Annotated in this window: 22 protein-coding genes and 1 pseudogene; 9 read left to right on the forward strand and 14 right to left on the reverse strand. The window is 65.7% G+C overall.

What is annotated here, in order from left to right; genetic code table 11:
* The first annotated feature begins 48 nt into the window (after positions 1-48).
* Entirely contained in the window at positions 49-1,503 is a 1,455-nt protein-coding gene (locus tag AB0M74_RS30100) for an NAD-dependent succinate-semialdehyde dehydrogenase (RefSeq protein ID WP_366529713.1), read from the forward strand.
* Between the two features lie 210 nt (positions 1,504-1,713).
* Here the strand turns inward: AB0M74_RS30100 and AB0M74_RS30105 are convergent, their stop codons facing one another.
* Positions 1,714-7,896 carry an amino acid adenylation domain-containing protein gene (locus AB0M74_RS30105; RefSeq protein WP_366529677.1) on the reverse strand — a complete coding sequence of 2,061 codons (6,183 nt, stop codon included), beginning with the start codon at positions 7,894-7,896 and terminating at the stop codon, positions 1,714-1,716.
* Positions 7,897-7,973: 77 nt separating this feature from the next.
* Entirely contained in the window at positions 7,974-8,297 is a 324-nt protein-coding gene (locus tag AB0M74_RS30110; RefSeq protein WP_366529678.1) for a VOC family protein, read from the reverse strand.
* Positions 8,298-8,540: 243 nt separating this feature from the next.
* Between AB0M74_RS30110 and AB0M74_RS30115 the strand changes: the two genes are divergently transcribed.
* On the forward strand, positions 8,541-8,924 hold the full coding sequence (locus AB0M74_RS30115) for a hypothetical protein (protein ID WP_366529679.1): 384 nt from the start codon (positions 8,541-8,543) through the stop codon (positions 8,922-8,924).
* On the opposite strand, the gene AB0M74_RS30120 is transcribed toward AB0M74_RS30115, so the two are convergent.
* The 3 genes from AB0M74_RS30120 to AB0M74_RS30130 form a co-directional block, all read right to left on the reverse strand.
* A complete protein-coding gene (locus tag AB0M74_RS30120; protein ID WP_366529680.1) occupies positions 8,896-9,465 on the reverse strand; it encodes a TetR/AcrR family transcriptional regulator in 570 nt (189 codons plus the stop codon). The two genes, AB0M74_RS30115 and AB0M74_RS30120, sit on opposite strands and share 29 nt — an antisense overlap.
* Positions 9,452-10,303 (reverse strand): alpha/beta hydrolase, encoded by an 852-nt coding sequence (locus tag AB0M74_RS30125; protein ID WP_366529681.1) that lies wholly within the window; start codon positions 10,301-10,303, stop codon positions 9,452-9,454. The genes AB0M74_RS30120 and AB0M74_RS30125 overlap by 14 nt, the downstream gene beginning before the upstream one ends.
* Before the next feature lie 67 nt (positions 10,304-10,370).
* The gene (locus tag AB0M74_RS30130) at positions 10,371-10,601 is read right to left on the reverse strand and encodes a hypothetical protein (protein WP_366529682.1); all 231 of its coding nucleotides are present in this window, start codon (positions 10,599-10,601) and stop codon (positions 10,371-10,373) included.
* On the opposite strand from AB0M74_RS30130, the gene AB0M74_RS30135 reads away from it, so the two are divergent.
* Positions 10,591-11,367, forward strand: a complete 777-nt coding sequence (locus tag AB0M74_RS30135; protein WP_366529683.1) for a flavodoxin family protein — start codon at positions 10,591-10,593, stop codon at positions 11,365-11,367. The two genes, AB0M74_RS30130 and AB0M74_RS30135, sit on opposite strands and share 11 nt — an antisense overlap.
* 170 nt (positions 11,368-11,537) lie before the next feature.
* A complete protein-coding gene (locus AB0M74_RS30140; protein ID WP_366529684.1) occupies positions 11,538-12,521 on the forward strand; it encodes an aldo/keto reductase in 984 nt (327 codons plus the stop codon).
* 14 nt (positions 12,522-12,535) lie between these two features.
* Here the strand turns inward: AB0M74_RS30140 and AB0M74_RS30145 are convergent, their stop codons facing one another.
* From AB0M74_RS30145 to AB0M74_RS30160, 4 genes are all read right to left on the reverse strand, one after another.
* Complete coding sequence (locus AB0M74_RS30145; protein WP_366529685.1) at positions 12,536-13,969, reverse strand: ATP-binding protein; 1,434 nt, start codon at positions 13,967-13,969, stop codon at positions 12,536-12,538.
* 167 nt (positions 13,970-14,136) lie between these two features.
* Positions 14,137-14,991, reverse strand: coding sequence for a class II glutamine amidotransferase (locus AB0M74_RS30150; protein WP_366529686.1), 855 nt, complete (start codon positions 14,989-14,991; stop codon positions 14,137-14,139).
* A gap of 14 nt (positions 14,992-15,005) precedes the next feature.
* Positions 15,006-15,137, reverse strand: a complete 132-nt coding sequence (locus tag AB0M74_RS30155; protein ID WP_366529687.1) for a hypothetical protein — start codon at positions 15,135-15,137, stop codon at positions 15,006-15,008.
* Positions 15,138-15,232: 95 nt separating this feature from the next.
* Complete coding sequence (locus tag AB0M74_RS30160; protein ID WP_366529688.1) at positions 15,233-15,637, reverse strand: hypothetical protein; 405 nt, start codon at positions 15,635-15,637, stop codon at positions 15,233-15,235.
* A 184-nt stretch (positions 15,638-15,821) separates the two neighbouring features.
* Here AB0M74_RS30160 and AB0M74_RS30165 point away from each other — a divergent pair, with 184 nt between their 5' ends.
* Together AB0M74_RS30165 and AB0M74_RS30170 are read left to right on the forward strand one after the other, a co-directional pair.
* Positions 15,822-16,184, forward strand: a complete 363-nt coding sequence (locus AB0M74_RS30165) for a hypothetical protein (RefSeq protein ID WP_366529689.1) — start codon at positions 15,822-15,824, stop codon at positions 16,182-16,184.
* Between the two features lie 368 nt (positions 16,185-16,552).
* Positions 16,553-17,200, forward strand: a complete 648-nt coding sequence (locus tag AB0M74_RS30170) for a hypothetical protein (RefSeq protein ID WP_366529690.1) — start codon at positions 16,553-16,555, stop codon at positions 17,198-17,200.
* 33 nt (positions 17,201-17,233) lie between these two features.
* On the opposite strand, the gene AB0M74_RS30175 is transcribed toward AB0M74_RS30170, so the two are convergent.
* From AB0M74_RS30175 to AB0M74_RS30190, 4 genes and pseudogenes are all read right to left on the reverse strand, one after another.
* Positions 17,234-18,427, reverse strand: a complete 1,194-nt coding sequence (locus AB0M74_RS30175; protein WP_366529691.1) for a TetR family transcriptional regulator — start codon at positions 18,425-18,427, stop codon at positions 17,234-17,236.
* 682 nt (positions 18,428-19,109) lie between these two features.
* On the reverse strand, positions 19,110-19,940 hold the full coding sequence (locus AB0M74_RS30180; protein WP_366529692.1) for an SDR family oxidoreductase: 831 nt from the start codon (positions 19,938-19,940) through the stop codon (positions 19,110-19,112).
* A gap of 23 nt (positions 19,941-19,963) precedes the next feature.
* Positions 19,964-20,083, reverse strand: a pseudogene (locus AB0M74_RS30185) (dehydratase); the annotation flags it as partial.
* A gap of 50 nt (positions 20,084-20,133) precedes the next feature.
* On the reverse strand, positions 20,134-20,760 hold the full coding sequence (locus AB0M74_RS30190) for a hypothetical protein (protein WP_366529693.1): 627 nt from the start codon (positions 20,758-20,760) through the stop codon (positions 20,134-20,136).
* A 199-nt stretch (positions 20,761-20,959) separates the two neighbouring features.
* On the opposite strand from AB0M74_RS30190, the gene AB0M74_RS30195 reads away from it, so the two are divergent.
* From AB0M74_RS30195 to AB0M74_RS30205, 3 genes are all read left to right on the forward strand, one after another.
* The gene (locus AB0M74_RS30195; protein WP_366529694.1) at positions 20,960-21,469 is read left to right on the forward strand and encodes a DUF664 domain-containing protein; all 510 of its coding nucleotides are present in this window, start codon (positions 20,960-20,962) and stop codon (positions 21,467-21,469) included.
* A gap of 131 nt (positions 21,470-21,600) precedes the next feature.
* Complete coding sequence (locus AB0M74_RS30200) at positions 21,601-21,762, forward strand: hypothetical protein (protein ID WP_366529695.1); 162 nt, start codon at positions 21,601-21,603, stop codon at positions 21,760-21,762.
* 6 nt (positions 21,763-21,768) lie between these two features.
* Positions 21,769-22,083 carry a TetR/AcrR family transcriptional regulator C-terminal domain-containing protein gene (locus tag AB0M74_RS30205; RefSeq protein WP_366529696.1) on the forward strand — a complete coding sequence of 105 codons (315 nt, stop codon included), beginning with the start codon at positions 21,769-21,771 and terminating at the stop codon, positions 22,081-22,083.
* Between the two features lie 10 nt (positions 22,084-22,093).
* On the opposite strand, the gene AB0M74_RS30210 is transcribed toward AB0M74_RS30205, so the two are convergent.
* The gene (locus AB0M74_RS30210) at positions 22,094-22,549 is read right to left on the reverse strand and encodes a lytic transglycosylase domain-containing protein (RefSeq protein WP_366529697.1); all 456 of its coding nucleotides are present in this window, start codon (positions 22,547-22,549) and stop codon (positions 22,094-22,096) included.
* Positions 22,550-22,555 lie beyond the last annotated feature (6 nt).

The following is a 22,555-nucleotide window of genomic DNA, read 5'->3' on the forward strand; positions in this document are numbered from 1 at the left end:
CGCGCACTGACCACGAACCCTTTCGATGTGATCGAGGAGAACCTGACGATGCGTGATGTGGCTGCTCTGCTCGCCGCGGTGCCGACCGGACTGTGGGTTGCCGGCGAGCAAGTGCCCGCGGCAGGTGGTCGTACCTTCCCGGTGCACGATCCGGCGACCGGCGCGGTCCTGGTCGAGGTGGCCGATGCGGCCGCCGCCGACGGCGCACGCGCGTTGGAAGCCGCTGCCCGTGCGCAAAAAAACTGGGCCGCAACATCATCCCGGTCACGCTCGGAAATCCTGCGCCGCGCTTGGGAATTGGTCATCGAGCATCGCGACGATTTCGCGCTGCTGATGACCCTGGAGATGGGCAAGCCGCTCGCGGAGAGCTACGGCGAGGTCACCTACGGTGCGGAGTTCCTGCGCTGGTTCGCTGAGGAAGCGGTCCGGGTGAACGGCCGCTACACGCAGTCACCCTCGGGCGCCGGCCGCATCCTGGTCACCAAGCAGCCGGTCGGTCCGACCCTGGCGATCACGCCGTGGAACTTCCCACTCGCTATGGGCACCAGGAAGATCGCGCCCGCCCTCGCCGCGGGCTGCACGATGGTGGTCAAGCCCGCCGCCGAAACCCCGCTGACCATGCTGCTGCTCGGACAGGTGTTCGCCGAGGCCGGACTGCCCGCCGGTGTGCTGTCGATCCTGCCGACCTCGCAGGCCGCGCAACTCACCGACCCGATGTTCGCCGACGATCGGCTGCGGAAGGTGACCTTCACCGGCTCGACCGGCGTCGGGAAACTCCTGCTCGCCCAGTCGGCGACGGGCGTGCTGCGCACCTCCATGGAGCTCGGCGGCAACGCGCCGTTCGTGGTGTTCGCGGACGCCGATCTGGACGCGGCGGTGGACGGTGCGATGGCAGCCAAGATGCGCAATACCGGCGAGGCATGCACCGCGGCGAACCGCTTCCATATCGACAACGCAGTGCGCGCACAGTTCACGGCGATGCTGACCGCGAGGATGCGCGCACTGAAGGTAGGGCCTGGCCATCTCGACGGTGTGCAGGTGGGGCCGCTCATCAGTGAGAAGCAGCGCACCACGGTGGCCGAGCTGGTGCGCGATGCGGTCGAGAAGGGTGCGGTGGTGACTACCGGCGGCGCGAATGCGGAAGGAGAGGGCTACTTCTACGAGCCGACGGTCTTGGCGGAGGTGCCCGCCGACGCGCGGATCCTGCGCGAGGAGGTATTCGGGCCGGTTGCCGCGATCACCGGATTCGACGGCGAAGCCGAGGGCATCGCGGCGGCCAATGACACCGAATTCGGTTTGGCCGCATACATTTACACCGCAGATCTGGACCGCGCCTTGCGGGTGGCCGAAGCGCTCGAATCCGGAATGGTCGGTGTGAACCGTGGCATCATCTCCGACGTCGCCGCCCCGTTCGGTGGTGTGAAGCAATCCGGCCTCGGCCGCGAGGCGGGCAGCGAGGGCATCGAGGAATACCTCGAGACCAAATACATCGCATTGCGGTAGCGATCGGCGGGGTCGGCCCGCACCCGCGGCGAAGATGAGGGGCCGCGGGAGCGTTTCTGGCGCGACCCCGCCGAGCACTCGATCGGCGGCCGGTGTAGTCCTGCCGATCGGCGGAAGGTGTTTTGCATCTTGCGCGCGCACCCGAAACTGTGGCCGCCCGAGCAGACCGTCCCCGCGTTTTTATGGCGCGCCAGTGGATGCGCTCATGTACTACCGCGGCGGTAGGAATCCCGATGCGATGAACTCCCTGATGTAGATGTCGAGTGTCGGGCGTGTGAGGGGCGGGCACTCGATGCCGGTGTCCGCCAAGGCGGTACGGCTGTGGTTGTCGTCCCAGTCGAGGTGTCCGGCGAGCCCGGCGAAGTTCGCGCTGAGCAGCGCCGCGCGGACGAGCGAATCGTCGCCCGCGTCGTTGCGCAGGCGGGATTCGCGGTCCAGCTCGGCGCGGACGGTCTCCAGCGGGGCGGTCTCGACCGGGAGGCCGTGGTCGCGCAGCGAGTCGAAGATATCGCGTACCGTCACCGGGGCGCGGTTGACCAGGTGATAGACGATTTCCGACGCTGGATGGGCCGAGATCTCGACAAGCGCGCTCGCCACGTAGTCCACCGGAACCAGTGACACTGTCGCGTCGCCGACATCGGGGGCGATTCCGAGGATCGCGGCGGCGCGGATCATGTTCCAGATCGAATCGTCGGCGCTGTTCACACCGATGCGCGTGTCGCCGCTGATGGTGCCGGGACGATAGACGGTGACCGGCACCCCACGTTCGCCCGCTTGCCGAACCAGTTCTTCGGCGACCCACTTGGAGGTGAGGTAGCCGTTGTCGGAGACTTGGTCGGCTCGCAGCCGCGTGTCCTCTTCGACGACGCGGGATTCCGGCGCGGTCGAGACGGCGGCGCCGATAGTGGACACGAAGTGGACGGGCTTGGCCCGCTGCGTCGTCGCCAGCCGCAGTATGTTCCTGGTGCCTTCGACATTGGCGGCGCGTAGTCGAGCATAGGGGTCGAGGTGATTGACGCGAGCGCCGTTGTGATAGATGACGTCGACGGTTTCGGCGAGGCGGTCGTAGTCGGCGTCGGAGAGGCCAAGGCGCGGTGCGGCGAGGTCGCCGGGGACCGCGATGATCCGATCGGCGACGGCCTCGTCCCACAACCGGTAGCGGTGCAGCGCCAACCGAATTCGGTTGGCGCCCTCGACCTCGGTGTTCGCCCGGATCAGGCACGACACCCTGGCGTCGGTGCGGTGTAGCAGTTCGCGCAGCAGGTGGGCGCCGAGGAACCCGGTGGCACCGGTCAGCAGCAGCTCACGCGGTGGTGCGGTATGGGCGGCGGCGATCCCGTCGACGGTGATCGCGGCGTCGAGCACGGCGTCCTCGGCCGGCGACGGTAGGTCCGTTCGTGTCGGCCCCGTGGCCGTGGTGAGCTGCGCGGCGAGGCCGCCCACCGTGGGTGTGGTGAGCAGCACCGACATCGGTACCTCGCGGTCGAGGCGGGACGAAAGTCGTTGGTGCAGTGTGAAAGCCATCAACGAGGACCCGCCGAGCTCGAAGAAATCATCTTCGACCCCGATCGGTGACACCGCGAGGACCTCGGCGAATACCTCGGCGATCGCGTGTTCGAGCGCGGTCGACGGCGCGATACCGGCCCGTGCGGCGAACACCGGCAGTGGCAGCGCCGGACGGTCGAGTTTGCCGCTGGCGTTGACCGGCAGCGCATCCAGCGGCAGAACCGCCGACGGCACCATGTACGAGGGCAACACCCGAGATACCGAGCGCCGCAGGGCATCGGGGTCGACTGCCGCACCGGGCGCTGTGACGACATAGCCGACGAGCTGGTCCCCGTCCTGCGCCGGTTTCACCGCGGCAGCCGCTTGACCGACGGTGGGGTCGGCGAGCAGTGCGGCTTCGATCTCGCCGAGTTCGATGCGGTGACCGCGGACCTTTACCTGGAAGTCGCTGCGCCCGATGTAGTCCAGTGCGCCGCGCGGCGTCCACCGCACCAGATCGCCGGTCCGATACATCCGATCGCCCGGGCCGCCGAGCGGATTCGCGACGAATCGGCCCGCCGTCAGAGCGTGCGCGCCGTGATAGCCGCGGGCGAGTTGGACTCCGGCCAAATAGAGCTCACCCACCGCGCCGACCGGCACCGGCCGCAACCGGGTGTCGAGGACGAAGCTGCGGGAGTTCCCTTCCGGTGCACCGATCGGCACGCGCACGGAGGTCAGGTCGGTGGCCTCGACTCGATGATGGGTGATGCTCACCGCGGCTTCTGTCGGACCGTACAGATTGTGCAGTTCGGCGCCGCAGACCGCGGCGAACGCCCGTGCGGTCTCTGGTGGCAGCGCCTCGCCGATGACGAAAACCGCACGCAGTGAAGTCAATTCGGCCGAAGTGGCGTGCGCGGCGAACATCGAGAGCATGGCGGGCACGAAATCGGTGAGCGTAACCCGGTGCGTTGCGATCAGCTTGCCCAATGCCGCGGGGTCGCGGTGCTCGCTCGGTCCGGCGAGCACCAGCCGGGCGCCGGCACGTAGCGGTAGGAAATACCCCCACAGCGAGACATCGAACGTCGCGGGAGTCTTCTGCAGGTACCTGTCGGCAGCACTGACACGGTACTGCTGCTGCATCCACGCGAGCTGATTGACGATTGCGTCGTGGCTTACCACCACACCTTTCGGTCGACCGGTTGAGCCGGAGGTGTAGATCACGTAGGCGGGATGGTCGCCGCGCAGTGCCGCGCCGCGCTCGGCATCGAGCACCGGTTCGGGACTCAGTTGCGAGAGATCCAGGGTGTCGACCGCGTGCGCGGGAGCAATGGTGAATGCGTCACCACTGGTGGTCACGACACATCGCGGTGCGGCGGAATCGAGCACCGACCGGATCCGCTCGGCCGGATGATCCGGGTCGATCGGTACCCAGGCCCCGCCGGCTTCGACGATCGCGGTCAGTGCGACAACCTGATCGATGGACCGCCGCATGGCTACCGCCACCACGCTGTCGGGTCCAACGCCTTGCCGAATCAGCCATCGGGCCAACCGATTACATCGATCATGCAGCTGTGCGTAGGTCAGCGCCTCCGCTGCGCAGACCACCGCGACGGCGTCCGGTGTCGCGAGCGCATGCCGCCATAGCGCGGTGGTCAGGGTCTCCGGCGCCACCGGGAGGTCCGGTCCGGTCGACCAGAACCGGATTCGCCGCCGTTCGAGCGGTTCCATGATGTCGATATCACCGACCGCGCCGACCGGATCGGCGGCCACCTCCTGCAGGATGCGCAGATAGGCGGCGAGGAACCTGCGCACCGTCGTTTCATCGAAAAGATCTGTGGCATAGCCGAATCGGATGAGGATCGGGCCCGCTGCGCCGTCCTCGTCGTGGGTGTCGACCACGGCGATGTGCAGGTCGGTCTTCGCGGTCGTGATGTCCGCGTCGTAGGACGAGAACGTCAGGCCCGACAGTTCGACAGTGGCCTCGGCGAAGTTCTGGAACGCGAAACCGACCTGATACAGCGGATGCCGTCCAGGGGACCGCACCGGGTTGACGGCATCGACGACCAGTTCGAACGGCACCTCCGAGTGCGCGAAATTCACCATGTCCCGATCGCGGGTCCTGGCCAGCAGATCCGCGAAGCTCTCGGCCGGGTCGATCCTGGTCCGCGACACCGTGGTGTTGACGAACATACCGACGACATCCTCGAGGGCGGCCTCGGCGCGATTGGTCATCGGCACGCCGATGGCGATGTCGGTGCCACCGGATAGGCGGGCCAGCAGGACGGCCAAGGCTGTCCGCATCACCATGAACAATGTGGCCCGATGGGCCCGCGCGACGGCGAGCAGGTCGCGATGCAGCGCGGCGGGTACTGTGCGCTGCTCGCCGTCGCCGCGCAGTGAGGCCACCGCCGGTCGTGGGCGGTCGGTGGGCAGGTCGAGGTCGTCGGGCAGCTCTGCCAGTTCTTGTGTCCAGTAGGCGAGTTGCCGGGAGATCGGCGAGTCCGGGTCGTCGCGTGAACCGAGCACGTCCTGTTGCCACAGTGCGTAGTCGGCGTACTGCACCTCCAGCGGCGGCCAGGTCGGTGCGTTGCCCGCGGCACGCGCGGCGTAGGCGATGGCGACATCGCGCGCCAAGGGGGCGAGGGACGAGCCGTCGGCGCAGATGTGGTGGGTCGCGCAGGCCAGCACGTAGGCGCCGTCCACCCGGAGCAGCCGAGCTCGCAACGGCACTTCCGCCGACACGTCGAAACCGCGCCACAGCGTCTCGCGCACCCGCTCGTCCACCGCGTCGGGGTGCGTGTCCTCCGGCGCGAAATTAGAAACCGCACTTGATGTTTCGAGTATCAGCTGGTGTGGGCCGATGGCGTCGGCCGGGTACATCGTGCGCAGCGTTTCGTGCCGCTCGACGGTGTCGGCGAACGCGGCACGCAGCGCCTCGATATCGAGGTCACCCGACATTCCGAGTGCGAACCCGACGTTGTCCACCGACGTCGTGGTGTCGAATTGGTTGCGCAGCCAGAACCGAAGTTGGGCGGGGGACAAGGGAATCCGCTCGGGTCTCGCGCGAGCGACCAAGGCCGGTCCGGCCGTGTCCAGTCGCTGCGTTTGCAGCGCTTTCGCCAGCAGGGCCACTGTCGGGTGGTCGAACACCAGCCTGGTCGGGATCTGGGCCTGCCATGTCTCGCTGAGCCGGGCCGCGACCTGAGTGGCGAGCAGCGAATTGCCACCGGAAGTAAAGAAGTCCGAGTCCGGCCCGAACTGTTCGTGCCCGAGCACCCTGGCGAACACCGCGGCGACCAATTCCTCGCCGAGACCCGACAACGGTCGATAGACGAGGCGGTCGTCGGATCGGGCACGCAGCGCTGCACGATCGGTTTTACCGTTGGGGGTCAGCGGGATTCGGTCCACGATGGTGATCGAGGTCGGCAGCATGTAGTGCGGCAGCCGCTGCGCCACGGTGTCGGCGAGGGCGGCGGGGTCGGGCGATCGCCCTGGTGCGGGCACGACATAGGCCGCCAGCGTGGTTTCGTTCGCGGCGGTCCTCCGGTCGACGGTGACGGCCGCGTGTACCTCGGGATGCGTGGTGAGAATCGCGTCGATCTCGCCGAGCTCGATCCGGAAACCACGGATCTTGACCTGGTCGTCGGTGCGGCCGAGATAGTCGAGGTCACCGCCGGTGGTCCAGCGAACGAGGTCGCCGGTCCGGTACATCCGAGTGCCCGGTGCGCCGTGCGGGTCCGCGGGAAAACACTGTGCGGTCAGCCCGGCGCGACGGTGATAGCCGCGGGCAATGGCGAGACCGGAGATATACAGCTCGCCCGCGACGCCGACGCCGACCGGGCGCAGTTGCCGGTCGAGCACGCGCAGGCGCAGGCCGCGCACCGCCGATCCGATGGTCACCGGCGTCTCGGGCGACAGCGGTGCACTGATGGTCGCGACGATGGTGGATTCGGTGGGCCCGTAGGCGTTCCAGAATCGCCGTCCGGCCACGGCCCAATGGCCGACCAGCGCGGGAGGACACGGCTCGCCGCCGACGATGATGCCCTGCAGCAGGTCCAGTCCGGTCGGCTCGACCGAGGCCAGCGCCGACGGGGTGAGGAAGGCGTGGGTGACCCGATGGTGTGTGATGAGCCGCGCCAGCTCACTGCCACCATAAATCGTCGGCGGGGCGATCACGATCGTGGCGGCCGCGCCGATGGCAAGCAGCAGCTCCAATATCGACGCGTCGAAGCTGGGTGAGGCGAAGTGCAGGATCCGCGCGTCGCGGGCGATCGAGTGCCGCTCGGTGAGTTCGGCACAGAGCCCGGCCAGGCCGGCGTGGGTGACCGCGACCCCCTTGGGCAGACCGGTCGAGCCGGAGGTATAGATCAGATAGGCAGGGTTGGTGTCCCGCATCGGGGTCCGGCGGTCGAGATAGGAGATCGGCGTCGGTGACTGCGCAGACACCTGTGTCTCGAAGTCGGGAGCGTCCAGCGCGAGCCACCGAACCTCGCCCGGCAGTACCGCGGCGTACTGCTGCTTGGTCAGTCCGAACTGTGCACCGCAGTCGGTGACCTGGAACTCGATGCGTGCGGAAGGGAAGCCCGGATCGATGGGCACGAACGCCGCGCCGGTCTTGGCGACCGCCCAGACCGTGAGCACCGAGTCGATCGACCGTGGCAGGGCCACCGCGACGGTGATTTCCGGGCCGATCCCCATTGCCAGCAAAACTCTGGCCAACTGCGAGGAGCGCGCGTCGAGGGCACGATAAGTCAGCGTGGCATCGTCGCACACGACGGCCGCGCCGTCGGGATTGTGCTCGACGGCCGCGGTGAGCAGCGTCGCCAGCGTGGGCGCGCTCGACCCGGACGCCCGACGTGAACGTCCACGGCGTGAAGACGAGGAAGCCTGCCGGGTACCACTGGTCAAGTTCTCGTCCTGCCGCGCGAAATGAACAAACGGGCCCGATGCTATAACGCGATACGCAGCTGCGCCACCGGTGGGGATTATGGGTACGCCTGTCTCGGCTCTCGGGCTTCGCGTTCGGCCTTGCTTCGCTCGAGGCAGAACTCGTTTCCCTCGGGATCGAGCAGCGTGACCCAGCCGAGCCCGTCGGTGGTTCGGTGGTCCTCGTGCAGCGTCGCTCCCATGCCGATGATGCGCTCGACCTCGACCTCACGCGTACGCTCGGTAGGCATCCAATCGAAGTGCAGACGGTGCTTCACCACCTTGCGGGCCACCCGGTGACGGCGCTCCGAAATCGGTGAGGATCTGCAGCCACCGGAACTGGGCACCCAGCTCGATGCGGCCGGCCCGATCGCGGTCCACATCTGCGGTAGCCATTGCTACTCAACCATTCTCGAAGATTTCCGGTCTCGACAACGGCGCATCGATCTCGTGCCATAGTGAGTCGGTGTTCTGGCTTCGTCGTGTTGTCGTCGCCATTGCCTGTTGTGCCTTGTCGGTCCCGGCCTGCCAGAGCCTCGCCGTGCCACCGATATCGCCGATCCCCGCCGCCCCTGCGCAGGACGACAAGCCCGGCTCGGGTGATCAGCGGATCATCATCGAATTCGGTGGCAAGACCCGTTCCGGTCAGCGGGGGTTTCATCGGGTCCGCCGCGGCGCAGCCGTCCTACAAGCCGACGACATCGGTATCGGTGATCACCTTCCTCGGTGGCAAGGACCGTTACTTCGGTCGATTCGACACCGGGATCACACAGTGGCAGGAGCGACTCGCCCGCGCTCCCGAGGCAGCGCGGGCCGACCTGGCCAATGGCATCACCGTCACGACGGCGACCTGCGGCGACGGCAGCACGGTCGAGATCTACCGGCTTCCCGAGATGGGGCACTCGTGGCCGGGCGCCGCGCAGGGCGAACTCTCCGATGCGCAGGCCGGGGTGAACGCGACCGACCTGGCATGGGACTTCTTCACAGCCCACACAATCCACGGTCGATGAACCGGATCATCCAGTCGAAGCTGACTTCCGGATCGCCGGTCCACTGGAAGCCGCGGGATGCCTGTAGGGACGCGAATCCGTGGAACATCGAGCGCAAGGTGCGCAGGGCGTGATCCATCTCGACGTCGGGAATGTCGTAACCACGCAGCACGGCCACCATCGAATCGAGCACGCGGCCACTGGATTCCAGTAGGGGATCGTCGGGGCCGGTGAACTCGGCTCCGACGGTGGCGGCGTAGCGCCCGGGGTGCGCGACCACGTAGGCGCGGAATGCGCGGGCGAAGGCTGCCAACGCTTCGGTGCCCGAGCGGCCGTGCATCGCGTCGCGAATGGCACGGTCGAGTTCGGACATCGCGAGCACGGCGATGCCGTGCTGCACATCGGCCAGGTTGGCCACGTGCTTGTACAGGGAAGGTGTTCGGACACCGAGCTTTTCGGCAAGCGGACCCATGGCCAGGTTGTCGTAGCCGACGTCGTCGGCGAGTTGGGCACCCGCACGGACGACGTCGGCTGTGGTCAGCCCGACCCTAGGCACGGGCATGCTCGGTGAGGAACCGCACCACCAGTTCGGCCACCCGGTCCGGCGCGTCCGCGTGCGGGTAGTGCCCGGACCCCTCCACCACTGCGACGGTGCCGAGACCCGCGGGCATCAGCGCGACGATGGCGTCGCCTTCGGCTTCGGGGTTCGGGAAATCGGGGTCCTCGGCGCCCATGATGATCAGCGCGGGGCTACTGATGTTCGGCAGCTGCGCCTCGGAATCGGCGGGAGTCGACTTGCCGGTCTTCATGAATTCCGCGAACCGGCCCGGTTCCTGCAGCTTCGTCGACAGTTCGGCCATGTACTCGTCGTAGTCGGCGGGCTTGATCGGGTAGGCGACGTTCAGGTAGCGCATCCACTGTCCGAGGCTCTTGAAGATCATGGTGTTCATCAGCGGCACCAGCCCCTTGCGGTAGCGCGGGACGGTGAACAGCGCGCCGGCGGCGAGCTTCTGGGTCTTGGTGAACGGGTTGAGTTCGATGATGGCGCTGACGAGTTCGGGCGCCTGTGCCGCAGCGATGGTGGCGGCCCCGCCGGAGATGGAGTGCCCGATGATGACCGCTGGAGCGCCGAGGTGGCGGATCAGCGCGAGCAGGTCGCCCGCGATATCGGTCCGCGAGATGGCGTCACTGCCGTCGTGTGACTTCCAGTTCATGCTGGACTCTCCGTGTCCGCGCAGATCCGCCGCCGCGACCCGGTAGCCGGCGGCGACCAGCTTCGGCGCGAGGAACCGGAAAGCCTGGCGCCGGTCGCCGATGCCGTGCGACAGCACGACCAGTGGGCCATCGCCGGTCACGTCGTAGGCGATCTGTCCACCGTCGATGGTCAGGTACTCGGTCATGTCGAACTCCCGTTGTGCTGGTAGCTAATGCTGATAGCCATAAAGCTAATCTAATTAGCCTTCGGTGTCAACACTCGCCTCGGGCCCTCGATGTGACCTTCGGCGTCGGTGGGGAGTGGGGGCAGTACGGAATGGTCGCGGTGATGGCCGCGGCGACGAGGGCGACACCGCAGCCGATCGGCAGGCCGGTACGGAAGCCGTGCTTCGACGGCCGAGTGTGGTCGCCGAAACGAATGTTCTTCTGGGACAGGGCAACACCGCCCGCCGCGGCCGCGAACGAGGTGTCGATGGAACGCATCGGGGTGTTGAAGCTATTGGCGGCGGTCTCCGACTGCCGCACCACACTCATGATGAGGGCTGTTACGGCAGGCTGTGGCCGCGCCTTACGTCATCGGTGCTGGAGCGATAAGCGTTCGATGCCGGCTCGTTCCGGAAACGGCAACGATAGTTGCCGGTCTGTCAGGACGGAGAACACCCTTGGCGCTGTGCATGAAGAAACATCAGCGGTGAAACAAATGGCCGTCATTTATCACAGCGGCCACGGGCGGACGGAATACTTCGCGAAGCATGTCGTCGCAGGCGTCAGGAATGTGGCGGGCGCAGAGGTGAGTCTGCTGAAGGCTGACGAACTCGTCGCCACACCTGCCCGGTTGGCCGCCTACGACGGCATCATCTGGGGTTCTCCCACCTACTTCGGGGGAGTCTCCGGGCCCTTCAAGTCGTTCATGGATTCGACATCGCCCCTTTTCCGCACCCAGGAGTTGCGCGGAAAACTTGCCTCCGGCTTCACGGTCTCGTCGTATCCATCGGGAGACAAACAATCAACCCTGATGTCCATGGTGGTTTTCTCGATGCAGCACGGGATGCTGTGGGTCGGCAATCCGCCGAATCTCGAAAACAATGCCGGCGCGACTCCGGACGCGGCTCTCGATCGACTCGGATCATGGACCGGCGCAATGGCGCAAATTCACCATAAAGCTCCCGTGGATTCCTTCGACAAGGGGGATCTGGAGACGGCGAAACTGTTCGGGGCGAACTTCGCCAGAACGTTGCGTCGGATCTGAGGTCACACTCTCGGCGGCTCGGCGGTCAGGAGTCCGAGGCCGAGTTCCGCAGCCATCGCGTCGCTCTTGACATGGAGTGCACTCCAGGTCGTAGCGTCGGTTCTTGGTAATCACGACCCGGACCTGCCGCTGGACATCGCGTCCGGTGTACTGAAGGAGGAGATCCCGCAATGATCCCGACCAGGAAACTCGGCGGACTGACCGTAGGTGCGCAGGGACTCGGCTGTATGGGGATGAGCCAGGCCTATGGCGTGCGCGATAACGACGACGAGTCCATCGCGACGATTCATCGCGCGCTCGACCTGGGCGTGACCATGCTCGACACCGCCAATGTGTATGGGCCCGAGACCAATGAGCGGCTGGTCGGGCGCGCTATCGCCGATCGGCGTGATCAGGTGGTACTCGCAACGAAGTTCGGGATTGTGTGGGGCGAGGGCGGCACCATGAACGCACGCGGTGACGCCGCTTATGTCAAGCAGAGCTGCGACGAGTCGCTGGCCCGCCTCGGCGTCGATCACATCGACCTCTACTACCAGCATCGGGTGGATCCGAACGTCCCGATCGAGGAGACCTGGGGCGCGCTGTCGGACCTGGTCGCCGCGGGCAAGGTGCGCTACCTCGGCATCTCCGAAGCCGCGGCCGCAACCATCCGCGCCGCGCACGCCGTGCACCCGATCACCGCGCTGCAGAGCGAATGGTCGCTGTGGTCACGGGACATCGAGGCCGAGGTGCTGCCGACCTGCCGCGAATTGGGTATCGGCATTGTGCCGTTCTCCCCGCTCGGCCGCGGCTTCCTCACCGGCGCCATCACCTCCACCGCCGAGCTCCCCGCCGACGACATGCGCCGCCAACTACCGCGTTTCGCCGACGACAACCTCGACCGCAACCTCGCTATCGTCGCCACCCTCCGTGACCTGGCCGCCGAAAAGGACATCACCGCAGGCCAATTGGCCCTGGCCTGGGTCATGAGCCAGGGCGAGGACGTAGTCCCCATCCCCGGCACCAAGCGCCGCACCTACCTCGAGGAAAACGTCGCAGCCACCGGCATCACCCTGACCGCAGACGATCTCGCCCGCATCGACGCCGCCGCTCCCTCGGGAGCTTTCGCCGGCGCGCGCTATCCGGAGCGTCTCGCCCGAGTCGTCGGTCGCTGACCTGACCGCACCGGTCACTGCCATGCGGCGACGAGATCTTCGGGGCCCCAATGTGTCGCGAGTGGAAGATCGGATTCGATGCCGGAGCGGGACACGGCCACGAATGGCGTGTGTATGTTGGTGCCCGGCACCGACAGGATCGCTCGGGTGAGAGCGTCGTAATCATGGCGGTCGAAGGTGCGGTCCTCCAGCCATTTGATCGAGCCGACGAAATGCACCGCGCCTGCGACCGGTTCGTGGTCGGCGCCGACGAGGTCGATTTCCGGGTTGTTCTGCCGATTCCACCAGCCACCGATCGCTTCGGTTTCGGGCCAACGGCCGTCGGGCAGCAGGCGTATCAGGGATTCCCGGATGAGAGGTTCGACGGCACGTCCGCGCCAGGCGGTCCAGGAGCGCTCGATGCGCGTGAGTGCAAGGTCTCCGCGTCCGCGTTCGATGAGCGGAATACCTCGCTGGAGAAAGGCAAGCCAGAACCGGCGGTAGGAATCGGCGATGCGGTACCGCTTATTCCTGGTGTCGGGCTTGGTGGACAGCGGTAGGTCCGTGGCGACAATTCGCTTGGCCTGCAGGGTGTTCAGCAAGGGTGCCAGGGTTCCCGAGGGCAATGCGCCGGTGCCTCCGGCCTGCGCGGCGATGGTGCCGAAGGTGCGCTCGCCACTGCCGACGGCCTCCAGTACGGCACGCGAGCGTGATGATTCCGGAAACTCGCCGAGCATGGACAGCTCACCGACTATCAGCAGTGGTGACAGGGGGTTCGCCGCCGAGGCTCGGAGGAAGTCGGTTCTGTTCATCCCCGGCTGCCACGACTGGACGATCTCCGGGAAACCGCCGGTGATCAGCCGGGCGTCGACCGCGTTGGCGGCGTCGAGATCTGTCATTGTCTGAACATCGGCCAGGTTCAGTGGCTCGACAGCCATCTTCGTTGCGCGCCCGAAAAATGGGCGGTCGCGGGACTGCAACGCTTCCATCACCGAGATGTCGCTGCCGACCAGCGCGAGTAGCACCGGCTTGCTGGATAGCTGGCGATCCCACACCGTCTGCAGTGCGCCTTCGAACTCCGAGTCCTGTTCGGTGAGCCAGGGCACCTCGTCGATAACGGCGATACAGGGCACGTCGTCCGGGAGGGCGATGGCAAGCGCGCGTAAGGCCTGGTTCCAGTCGGATGCGTGCAACCCGGCAACCAACTCGGCTCCGCCTAAAGCAGAGTGCGCGATGGTGGCGATGAAATCGTCGCGTTCGGCCACCGGGTTGCGTGCGCGAGTGGCCTGAAAAACGACGTACGCCCGGCCTGACCGATCACAGAACTCCTGTATGAGCCGCGATTTACCGACCCGCCGTCGACCGGTCACGATCACTGCCCGTCCACGCGTCGCACCGCGTCTCTCTGTCACCAGGTCCAGCTGTTGGGTGAGCAGGTCGAGGTCGGCAGCTCTACCGGTGAACTCCATCGCCAACTCCTCGGCATAAACGTAGATCGACTCTTACGTAGATCTAATCTAACTTAGATTCAATCTAAGGAGGTGGGTCCGCCCCGCCAAGTCCGCATGACTCCCGTTCGCTCGATCTTCGGATCCGGTCGCGGTAAGGCGCGCGTTTCGGTGAGTCGGATGTGCCGTCAGCGAGTGAGCTGGGATGCGGCGGCTTCGGCGCTGAGGTCCGAGAGCGACAGCAGGTGGGCCGGTGGGCGATCGAGTATCGGTCTGCTGTCCATGTGCAGATCAGGGTGGATATGCAGTAGCTCACCGGGAGGCATGCGACGCCAGCCAGGGTTGGTGTCCATCGGCTCGCTGGCGATGACCACCGTCGGGGTTTCGGCCGAATCGGCGGAGTGGACGCGGACGGTTCCCGCGCTGCCCGCATGCCGGAGGTGTTCTCCGGCTTCGCGTTTCAGCATGTAGAGCTCGTGGGTATCGGGGTAGCGCAAGGCCCACAGCTCGGCGGCGGTGGTCAGGATCAGGTTGATCGCGAAAATCGGCAGCTGGTCGGCGATCCATTGGGTGGCGTCGGTGATTCCGGCGGTGATGTCACCGCCGTGCGCATCGATGTGTTTGGTGATCAGCGCGAAGAATCGTTCCGAGTCGGTGTCGCCCTGTACCAGTGCGCGGTAAGGGCCCAGTTGCTCGTCGAGTCGTGGGAGATCTTCGATGACGCCGTTATGAGCGAAGATGCGTCCGTTCTGGGTGAACGGATGGGTGTTGTTCACGGTGCGGGCACCGGTCGACGCGTGGCGGACGTGGGCGAGGAAGGTCGCCGACTCGCGGTGTTTGGCTTCGGTTGCGAACTGGCGGTCCGCGTAGGCGGCCAACGGCTGCTTCTCGACCAACGGCCTGCCATTTGTGCCGAAGGTGCCGAGTCCGGTGCCGTCGGGATTGGTCTCGCTCTGGTGGTCCAGACTGTCTACGGCATCGAGAAGCCAAAAGGTCGCGGTGACTCGCCGCGGCGACGCTGTCATTCCGAACAGTCGGCACATGCCCCTGTCCTCCGTTATCCGCGCGCCGCGGCCGGTTTCACGGCGACGTGCCCATAGCGATCCGACAGCGCATTGGGCCATAGCGGTTCGGCCCATTGCGCGGTCAGATCGAACTCCTCGGCGGCGGAGGGGTACCGTTCGGCCATTCGCTCAGTCTCGCCCTCCCCGCCGCCGTGTCTCGATCGACACGCCCGACAGGTGTTCCCCGGGCGGATGCGAATGACAGACCTTGCTGGGTCGGCTACGACTCGATGCGATCCAGGAGCCAGCGTGGACCGACCGTCGCGGCCCCGAGTGCCTCGACTCGATCGCGTAGTCCCCGATCCGCCGTCACGACGGTGATCGACCGACTGCCGTCCACCGCAACGGCTGCTGCCACCACATCGACGATCGCGTCATCTCCTGATCCGTCCGCCAACATCACACGAAAGCTGTCCGGGTCTGTGCCCTCGGCGACTGCGCTTTTCGCTGCCCCCTCGAGAACGACTACGACGTCGGATGCCTGCTCCAGGCATTCCTGCAGCGAGGTCAGCTTCGTGAGCAATCGCCGGGCCGCGCCCGAACGGTCGCGCCACCAGCCATCGGGCCGCGAGCCGACGACATTGGCAGCGTCCACCACGATCAGCTGGATTCCGTCCTTGGTCACGGCTCCAGTCTCCACGCACAGGCTGCGTGCCGCGGCTCCATGAGCCGTGCAATGACGACAGCCTGCAGCGATAGCTGCCCATGATCTATCGCGGTGCGCATTCCTTGAAACGGACTGCATTGTCTGTTTCCCTTAAGGGCAGGTAGTCGGATCGAACCGGGCTACGGTCGTGGAGGTGAGGGCGATGGCCGACGAGAGCCCAACCCTGATGGTTTTGTATGACATCGGCTCGTCGAAGCCGCAACGAGTCGCGGAATTCCGGCTGACTCCTGCGGGTCGAGTGGCACTCGCGGTCATCGATCCTGCGGGGTGCCCGCTTGCCGAGGAGTGGCACGACGATGGCATAGAGACCTTGGGCTCCGCACACCGTGTCACTCCCGATGATGGGCACGCATTCATGCGTGCTCTAGTGCAGCTCTTCGAGATGAGCTACTACCGGCTGGTCGACGAAAGTGTGGGAGAGTCCCGAAATCCGGCGACTTCATCGCCTTGGGCAAAGATTGTGCAACAGGGGGCGCACAACGCCTCGTCGGCAAATCCGAGTTGACAGGTAGCTTGGGCCCGTTGGGCCGTGGAATTGCAAAACAGGTCGCTGACGCAGTCGACGGTGCCAGCCATGCCATACGCCGATCGTATGATGACTACGTCGGCACACTGGATTTGGGTATCCGAGATTCAACAACAGGGGACCGGCGGATTGCGAGCGCGTTCGATGAGGGTGCGGGCCGTACGAGGCGGCAAGTATTTCCCGACCTGGTCGCACGAAGGCGAGACGCAGGGTATCGGCAGAGCCCGATCGAAGCGAATATGAGTGCCCGCATTTTTCGGGATCGCGTAGATCCGACCGGTGATATGAGGGAAGATGTCAGGCGTAGCTCCACGAGTGTTGAATTAGTAAGGTCTACCGACAATGAGTTGAACATCTATAAACCGATCCGTGGCGAGAACACCGTCGACGGCAAGGGGGAAGATTTCTTCAGGCTGCGTCCATACATGAAGAAGCCAGGTGCCATGACGAGCCGAGAGATCGCGGCGTTTCGGCTCGATGAGCACCTCGGCTTCGGGAGGATACCGCCGACGGGCAGGACGAAAGGCCGGTGGGTCGACGGCAGATCGGGTGCTGAAGGAATGGTGCAGAAATTTGTGGAGTCGACATTCGGGCGAAAGGATATACATGCCTATCCTGAAGTTCAGCAGCAGCAGATGGCGGTGCTCGACTATGTGATGGGAAATATCGACCGACATCCTGGTAACTATCGTTCGGTTCAAAAAGGCGATCAATTGGATGTGGTTGCCATCGACCATGGTAGATCGTTTCCGCATGCCCGATACCCTCTCGACATCGACATCCGCTCCGAGTTCGTCAGGGAGCATCGAGGCAAAGTGCTCGATGACGATATTCTGCACAGTATCAACAATGTTGACCAAGAAAGTCTCCGCGCTGCACTCACGGACGCCGGTCTCAGTGACAATGCTGTAAACGGGGCGCTGGCAAGGCTGAATGAAATCAACGCGACGCGTATGATCCCCGGCGATACCATCGTATTGGGGGTTGGAAGTTGAGGAAGAATTTCTGAGCCGGATATATCTTGCGGATCACTCATCGGAGATCGCCAGCAGCCGAGCGCTGATCGCCAGCAGCGCCCCATCGACAGCGGGGCGGGATCGCAGGTGGGGCATGAGCGCGATGTCGTTCATCATGGTCTGCACCGCCTGCACCCGGATTCGGGCACTGATCGGATCCCAGTCGGGGTGCACCTGCGTGGCCAGGTGCACCCACTCCGCGATGTAGGAGTGCTGAGCCGCTCTGGCTCGGTGCCGGTCGGCGTCGGGTAGGTGCATGGATTCCGAGACGAGCAACTGGACCAGGTCGGGGTCTTCGAAGGCGAACGCGCGGTAGCTGCGCAACAGTCGCAGTAAGCCGTCGCTGGCGTCCGCGGCATGCGCGAACGTGCGGTTCATTTCCCTCTGCATCCATTCGTCACCACGGAACATCGCGGCGATCAGGATGTCGGATTTGGTCGGGAAATGGTTGTAGACGCTGGGGCCGGAGATGCCGACTCCGGCACCGATGTCCTCCATGCTGACGCCGGCGAATCCGTTGTCTGCGAAGAGTCGTGTCGCCTCGGCCAGGATGGCCTCGCGCCGTGATTGCCGAGTCAAGGACCCCGGGTGCTCCGCGCGCTCGGCGGACCGATCAGGCAAGGCGATCGGCGCGTCGACGATGGTCGTGATGAGCTGCTCGATCAGGGCGCTGAACCCGGGCTCCGGAAGCGAAAGACTATGGAACGAGAGGCTGTTGCCGGTCGCGAGGGCGCACCAGCCCAGTAGATCGGACGTCGCCGCGTCCAGCCCGGGCCTGCGTTCGCCGATCAGCTCGGCGAATCGCGCGCCGATGCGTTTGGTGACCGTGCGTAGCGCCGCGCGATCATCGACGGACAACTGGCGAGATTCGCGGCGCACCAACACACCGACCCGCCTGTTCTCCAGCATCGCTGTCACCACCGTAGCGATGAGGTTGTCGGCGGTGGCCGTCGCCAACGCGCTATCCAGAGTGTTCAGCGTTTCGCCGACGACGGCGGCCAGCAGGGCCTGCTTGCCCCGGAAATGCCGGTACAGCGCCGAAGGGCCGATGGCCACCGCCTCCGCCACCTCGCCCATACCGACCTTGGCGTAGCCCTTCTCGTAGAAGAGATCCGTTGCCGCACGCAGAATCAGCTGACGCCGATTCGCGGGCCTGGTGCCGCGGACGGGGTCACTGAGCGTGCGCTCCTGTGACCCGCGCACCATGCCCTTTGCCTCCGTTCATCGCCATACGGCGAGCGTGTGATGTTACCGCGTCGGCCCATTGCGTGAGGCCCTCGACGCTGCGAAGCGCTCGCTGTCTGCGGGACCTGGGGGCTACCGGGCAAGTGTCGAAATGCAAGTCGCACATATCATGCGGCTCACCATCGAGACCCGATGGCGAGGGGTTGACCGTCGCGGTCGGTATCAAGCCGGAGATCCGCGCGGCGTCGGAGGAGCGACCTGCCCGCGGCAGGGCCTCGGCCTGCCGCCCGACGACCGGTACGTCGTCACCGGCGGCGGACTCCAAGACCAGCGGGGTAACTTCACCCGCGACGAACACGGCGCGATCGGCGGGTCCGACCTCGCGGGCGACTGTTCACCCGCGGGCCCGACGCCGCACCGTCGGCGATGCACGGCGATCCGACCCGATAAGACCAACGGGACTTGGCGGCGAGCACTTTCGGGTGCTGACACCAGGTCTCGTCGATCATTCTTCGGGTCAGGATCGGGCGGCCGATTCGGCGACGGCAGTACCGCGCGGACGGCCCGATCGCCTTCCGGTCTTTCCCACGTACCCGGCATATCCATTGCGGCGGAACAGCTCCGCTGCGGCCCGGCGAACAGTCGACTTCGGTTCGCTGGACGGGCAGGCTCGTCTGCTGCCGGTCCGGCCGGTCCCGCACACCTAGATGTCGAACCCGCCGCCGCAGATCAGGGTCTGGGCGCTGACATAGTCGGATTCGGGGGTGCAGAAGAGATAGACGGCGCCTGCCGCTTCCTTGGGCGTGCCCGCGCGGCCCAGTGGGATCATCTGCTCCATGGCGGCGAGCAGGTCGGGGTTGACTCCGACCTTGATCTCCTTGCCCTGCACGTCGATCGTGCTGTCGCCGTCGGCCGACGCTTCGGTGAGCCGAGTCTTGATGAAGCCGAACGCGACGGTGTTCACGGTGACGTTGTAGCGGCCCCACTCCTTGGCGAGAGTCTTGGTCAGGCCGGTGATGCCCGCCTTGGCCGCGGCGTAATTGGCCTGTCCCGCATTGCCTCCCGTGCCCGCGATCGACGAGATATTGACGACCTTGCGGCAGGGGATCGGCTCGCCCGCCGCTGTAGCCTTCTTGGCGGACGCGGCGATCACCGGCTGTGCGGCGCGCAGAATCCGGAACGGTGCCTTGAGATGCACGTCGAGGATGGCGTCCCACTGCTCGTCGGTCATCTTCTGGATCACCGAATCCCAGGTGTAGCCGGCATTGTTGATGATGATGTCCAAGCCGCCGTAGTTCTCGACCGCGGTCTGCACGAAGCGCTCGCCGAAGTCGGCGTCGGTGACGCTGCCTATACACGAAACAGCCTGTCCGCCTGCGGCTTCGATCGCAGCGACCGTTGCCTTCGCCGGTTCGGCATCGAGATCGTTGACCACCACCTGCGCGCCTTCGGAGGCGAGCTTCAGCGCGATCTCACGGCCGATGCCACGGCCGGAGCCGGAGACAATGGCGACCTTGCCATTCAGAGTGCCCATGTGTTGCATGTCCTTTCGAGTGATCAGACGGCGACGACAGCGTCGCCGGTCAGCGTGACGGTGCCGTCGGGGAGTGCGACGGCGAACTCGAGGGTGGCACGGTGTTCGCCGTCGACCCGGTTGATCGAGGTGACTGTGCCGGTGGCCGCGGGAGTTGCTCGGCGATCACGTGGGTCCACCGGCATCGGTCAGCTCACCTTCTCGTACAGGGTGACGACCGCTGCTGGGCGGCGGCCTTGGACATGTCGTAGCCGACGATCTTCGTCATGTCCTGCTCGGTGAACGTCGACGCGAAGTCGGTGGCCATCGCCTGTGCTTTGATCACGACGGAGCCGTCGAGACCGTTCCTGCGTGCGTACTCGTCGCTGACGATGACGGCGGCGGCCGCGCCACAGGTGGGCGGGCAGCATTGCAGTCGGGTCAGTGGGCCGTAGATGTGCGGCGCGGCCAGCACCTCTTCCACGGTGACCGCGTCAGCGAACACCGCGTACGGATTGTTGGCGGCATGCTTGCGCGACTTCACCGAGATCTTCGCAAATGTCTCGGGCGCGGTGCCGTACTGCTGCGCGTACTGGCGCCCGGCCCCGCCGAACATCTGCGCGGCGAAGGGGGATTCGTCGCGCTCCTGAATGCGATCCATCACCGCGTTGAAGCGATCGAACGGCGTCGGCCGATCGGTGTAGCCGATGGTGAGCGCGCCACGCTGCATCTGCTCGAACCCGACGGCCAGCACGATGTCGGCCGCGCCGGATTCGACCGTCTGCCTGGCCAGGAACAACGCGGTGGAACCCGTCGAACAGTTGTTGTTGACGTTGACCACCGGAATCCCGGTCTGGCCGAGCCCGTAGACAACTTTTGATATTCACTTAGTGAACACCAGGACGGTTTGGTCGTGCAATGGCCCGGCCTGCCCCCGCGCACTCCACGCGGCAGTTGTGACAGTGCGGCCGAGAACGCGGCGGCCCGGGCCCGAGGTGAGTACGGTCGAATGCACCACAGAGACGGATGGAGCAGACAACGTGACGAGTGCCGACGTACTTGCCGACGCTTACGGGCGCATTCAAGAGGTGGTGCACGAAGCGGTGGACGGTCTGACCGAGGACCACCTGGTATATCGGATCGACCCGGGCGCGAACTCGATCGCCTGGCTTATCTGGCACCTGACCCGGGTGCAGGACGATCACGTCGCCGACGTGGCAGGCGTGGAGCAGGTGTGGACCGCCCAGGGCTGGTACGAGCGGTTCGGTCTGCCGATCGACCGGCGCGCGATCGGATACGGCGACCGTCCTGAAAACGTCGGTGTCATCCAGGCCCCGGCCGACCTGTTGCTCGATTACTACGACGCGGTCCATGAGCAAACCCTGCGGTTCGTCCGAGATCTCACCGACGAGGACCTCGGCCGGATCGTCGACACCAGATGGGACCCGCCTGTCACCCTCAGCGTCCGCCTGATCAGCGTGATCTCCGACGATCTGCAGCACGCGGGCCAGGCCGCCTACGTTCGCGGAGTGATCGAGCGGACGAAGTAGAGCATCCGGTGCGCCCTACTCGGCGTTGAAAATTCCGTGCTCGCCCTGCCGAATTCGAGGGCATCAGGCCGCCGGTTGCGCCGACCCGGGTGGTGTGGGCTTCGGTCGATCCGGCGGTGGTGGGTTCGTCGATGATCCAGCGGTCGGTCCGGCTTTCGGCGGTGCCGATCTCGACCCGTCGTGCCATTGTGGTGCTGGTCGCGCCGGCCGGGCGGTTGCGTGGGTCGATGCTGCGCTATCGGGACCGCGCAAAGGTGCTGGCAGGCACCTGCATCAGCGCCGAATCCATGTGACGCACAGTGGAATTGACCTTGCGCGTGCTCGAGGACGCGGGTTTCTCCAAGGCTGAAGGCGGCCGCGTCTTCCCGATCATGCTGCACTACACCGTCGGCTTCGTCATCGAAGGGCAGTCCCGCACCGGCATCGAATACGCCGATGCGACCCATACGAGCCCGACCGCCGGAGCAAGCCGTCGAAGCCCCGTTCGCTACCCTCGAACCGCTCAGTTGGTGTCCGGCCGCTTCGCGGACGACGCCGACGAGGAGTTCGATTACCGCCTCCGTGTCATCCTCGCCGGAATCCTCGCCACCCGAACGGTTCCCGAGCGCCCGTAACCAGATGCGATCAGTACCAGTGGTGTTCCTGCCAGAATGCCCACGCGCCCGCGGGGCTGCCGTACGCCTTGTTCATGTAGTCATAAGTCCAGCGGATTTGGGTCACTGGATTGAACGGCCAATCCGCGCCGTGGGTAGCCATCTTTTGCGGCGGCAGGGCCTGGCCGAGGCCGTACGCGCCGCTGAGCGGGTTGACGGCCGAGAAGTCCCAACTGCTTTCGCGCATGACGACGTTGTCGAAGGCCCAGAAATCGCGCAGCGGCACGATCGACATCGCCATCAGTCTGGTGGCGGCACGGACCGGCGCTAACCCGGAGCCGACCGGCATTTCCGCGGAGCCGGACGGCAACGCGGAATCTGTGTAGGGGACGGTGGCATCGAACTGTGCGGGTGCGGCAGTGGCGGGAGCGGTCCCAATGGCGAGCGCGCAGCCGACCGCTGCGACGGCAGTTTTGACGTGCGGCATGGCATG

Source organism: Nocardia sp. NPDC051463, assembly GCF_040681975.1.
In the GTDB taxonomy this organism is placed as follows: domain Bacteria; phylum Actinomycetota; class Actinomycetes; order Mycobacteriales; family Mycobacteriaceae; genus Nocardia.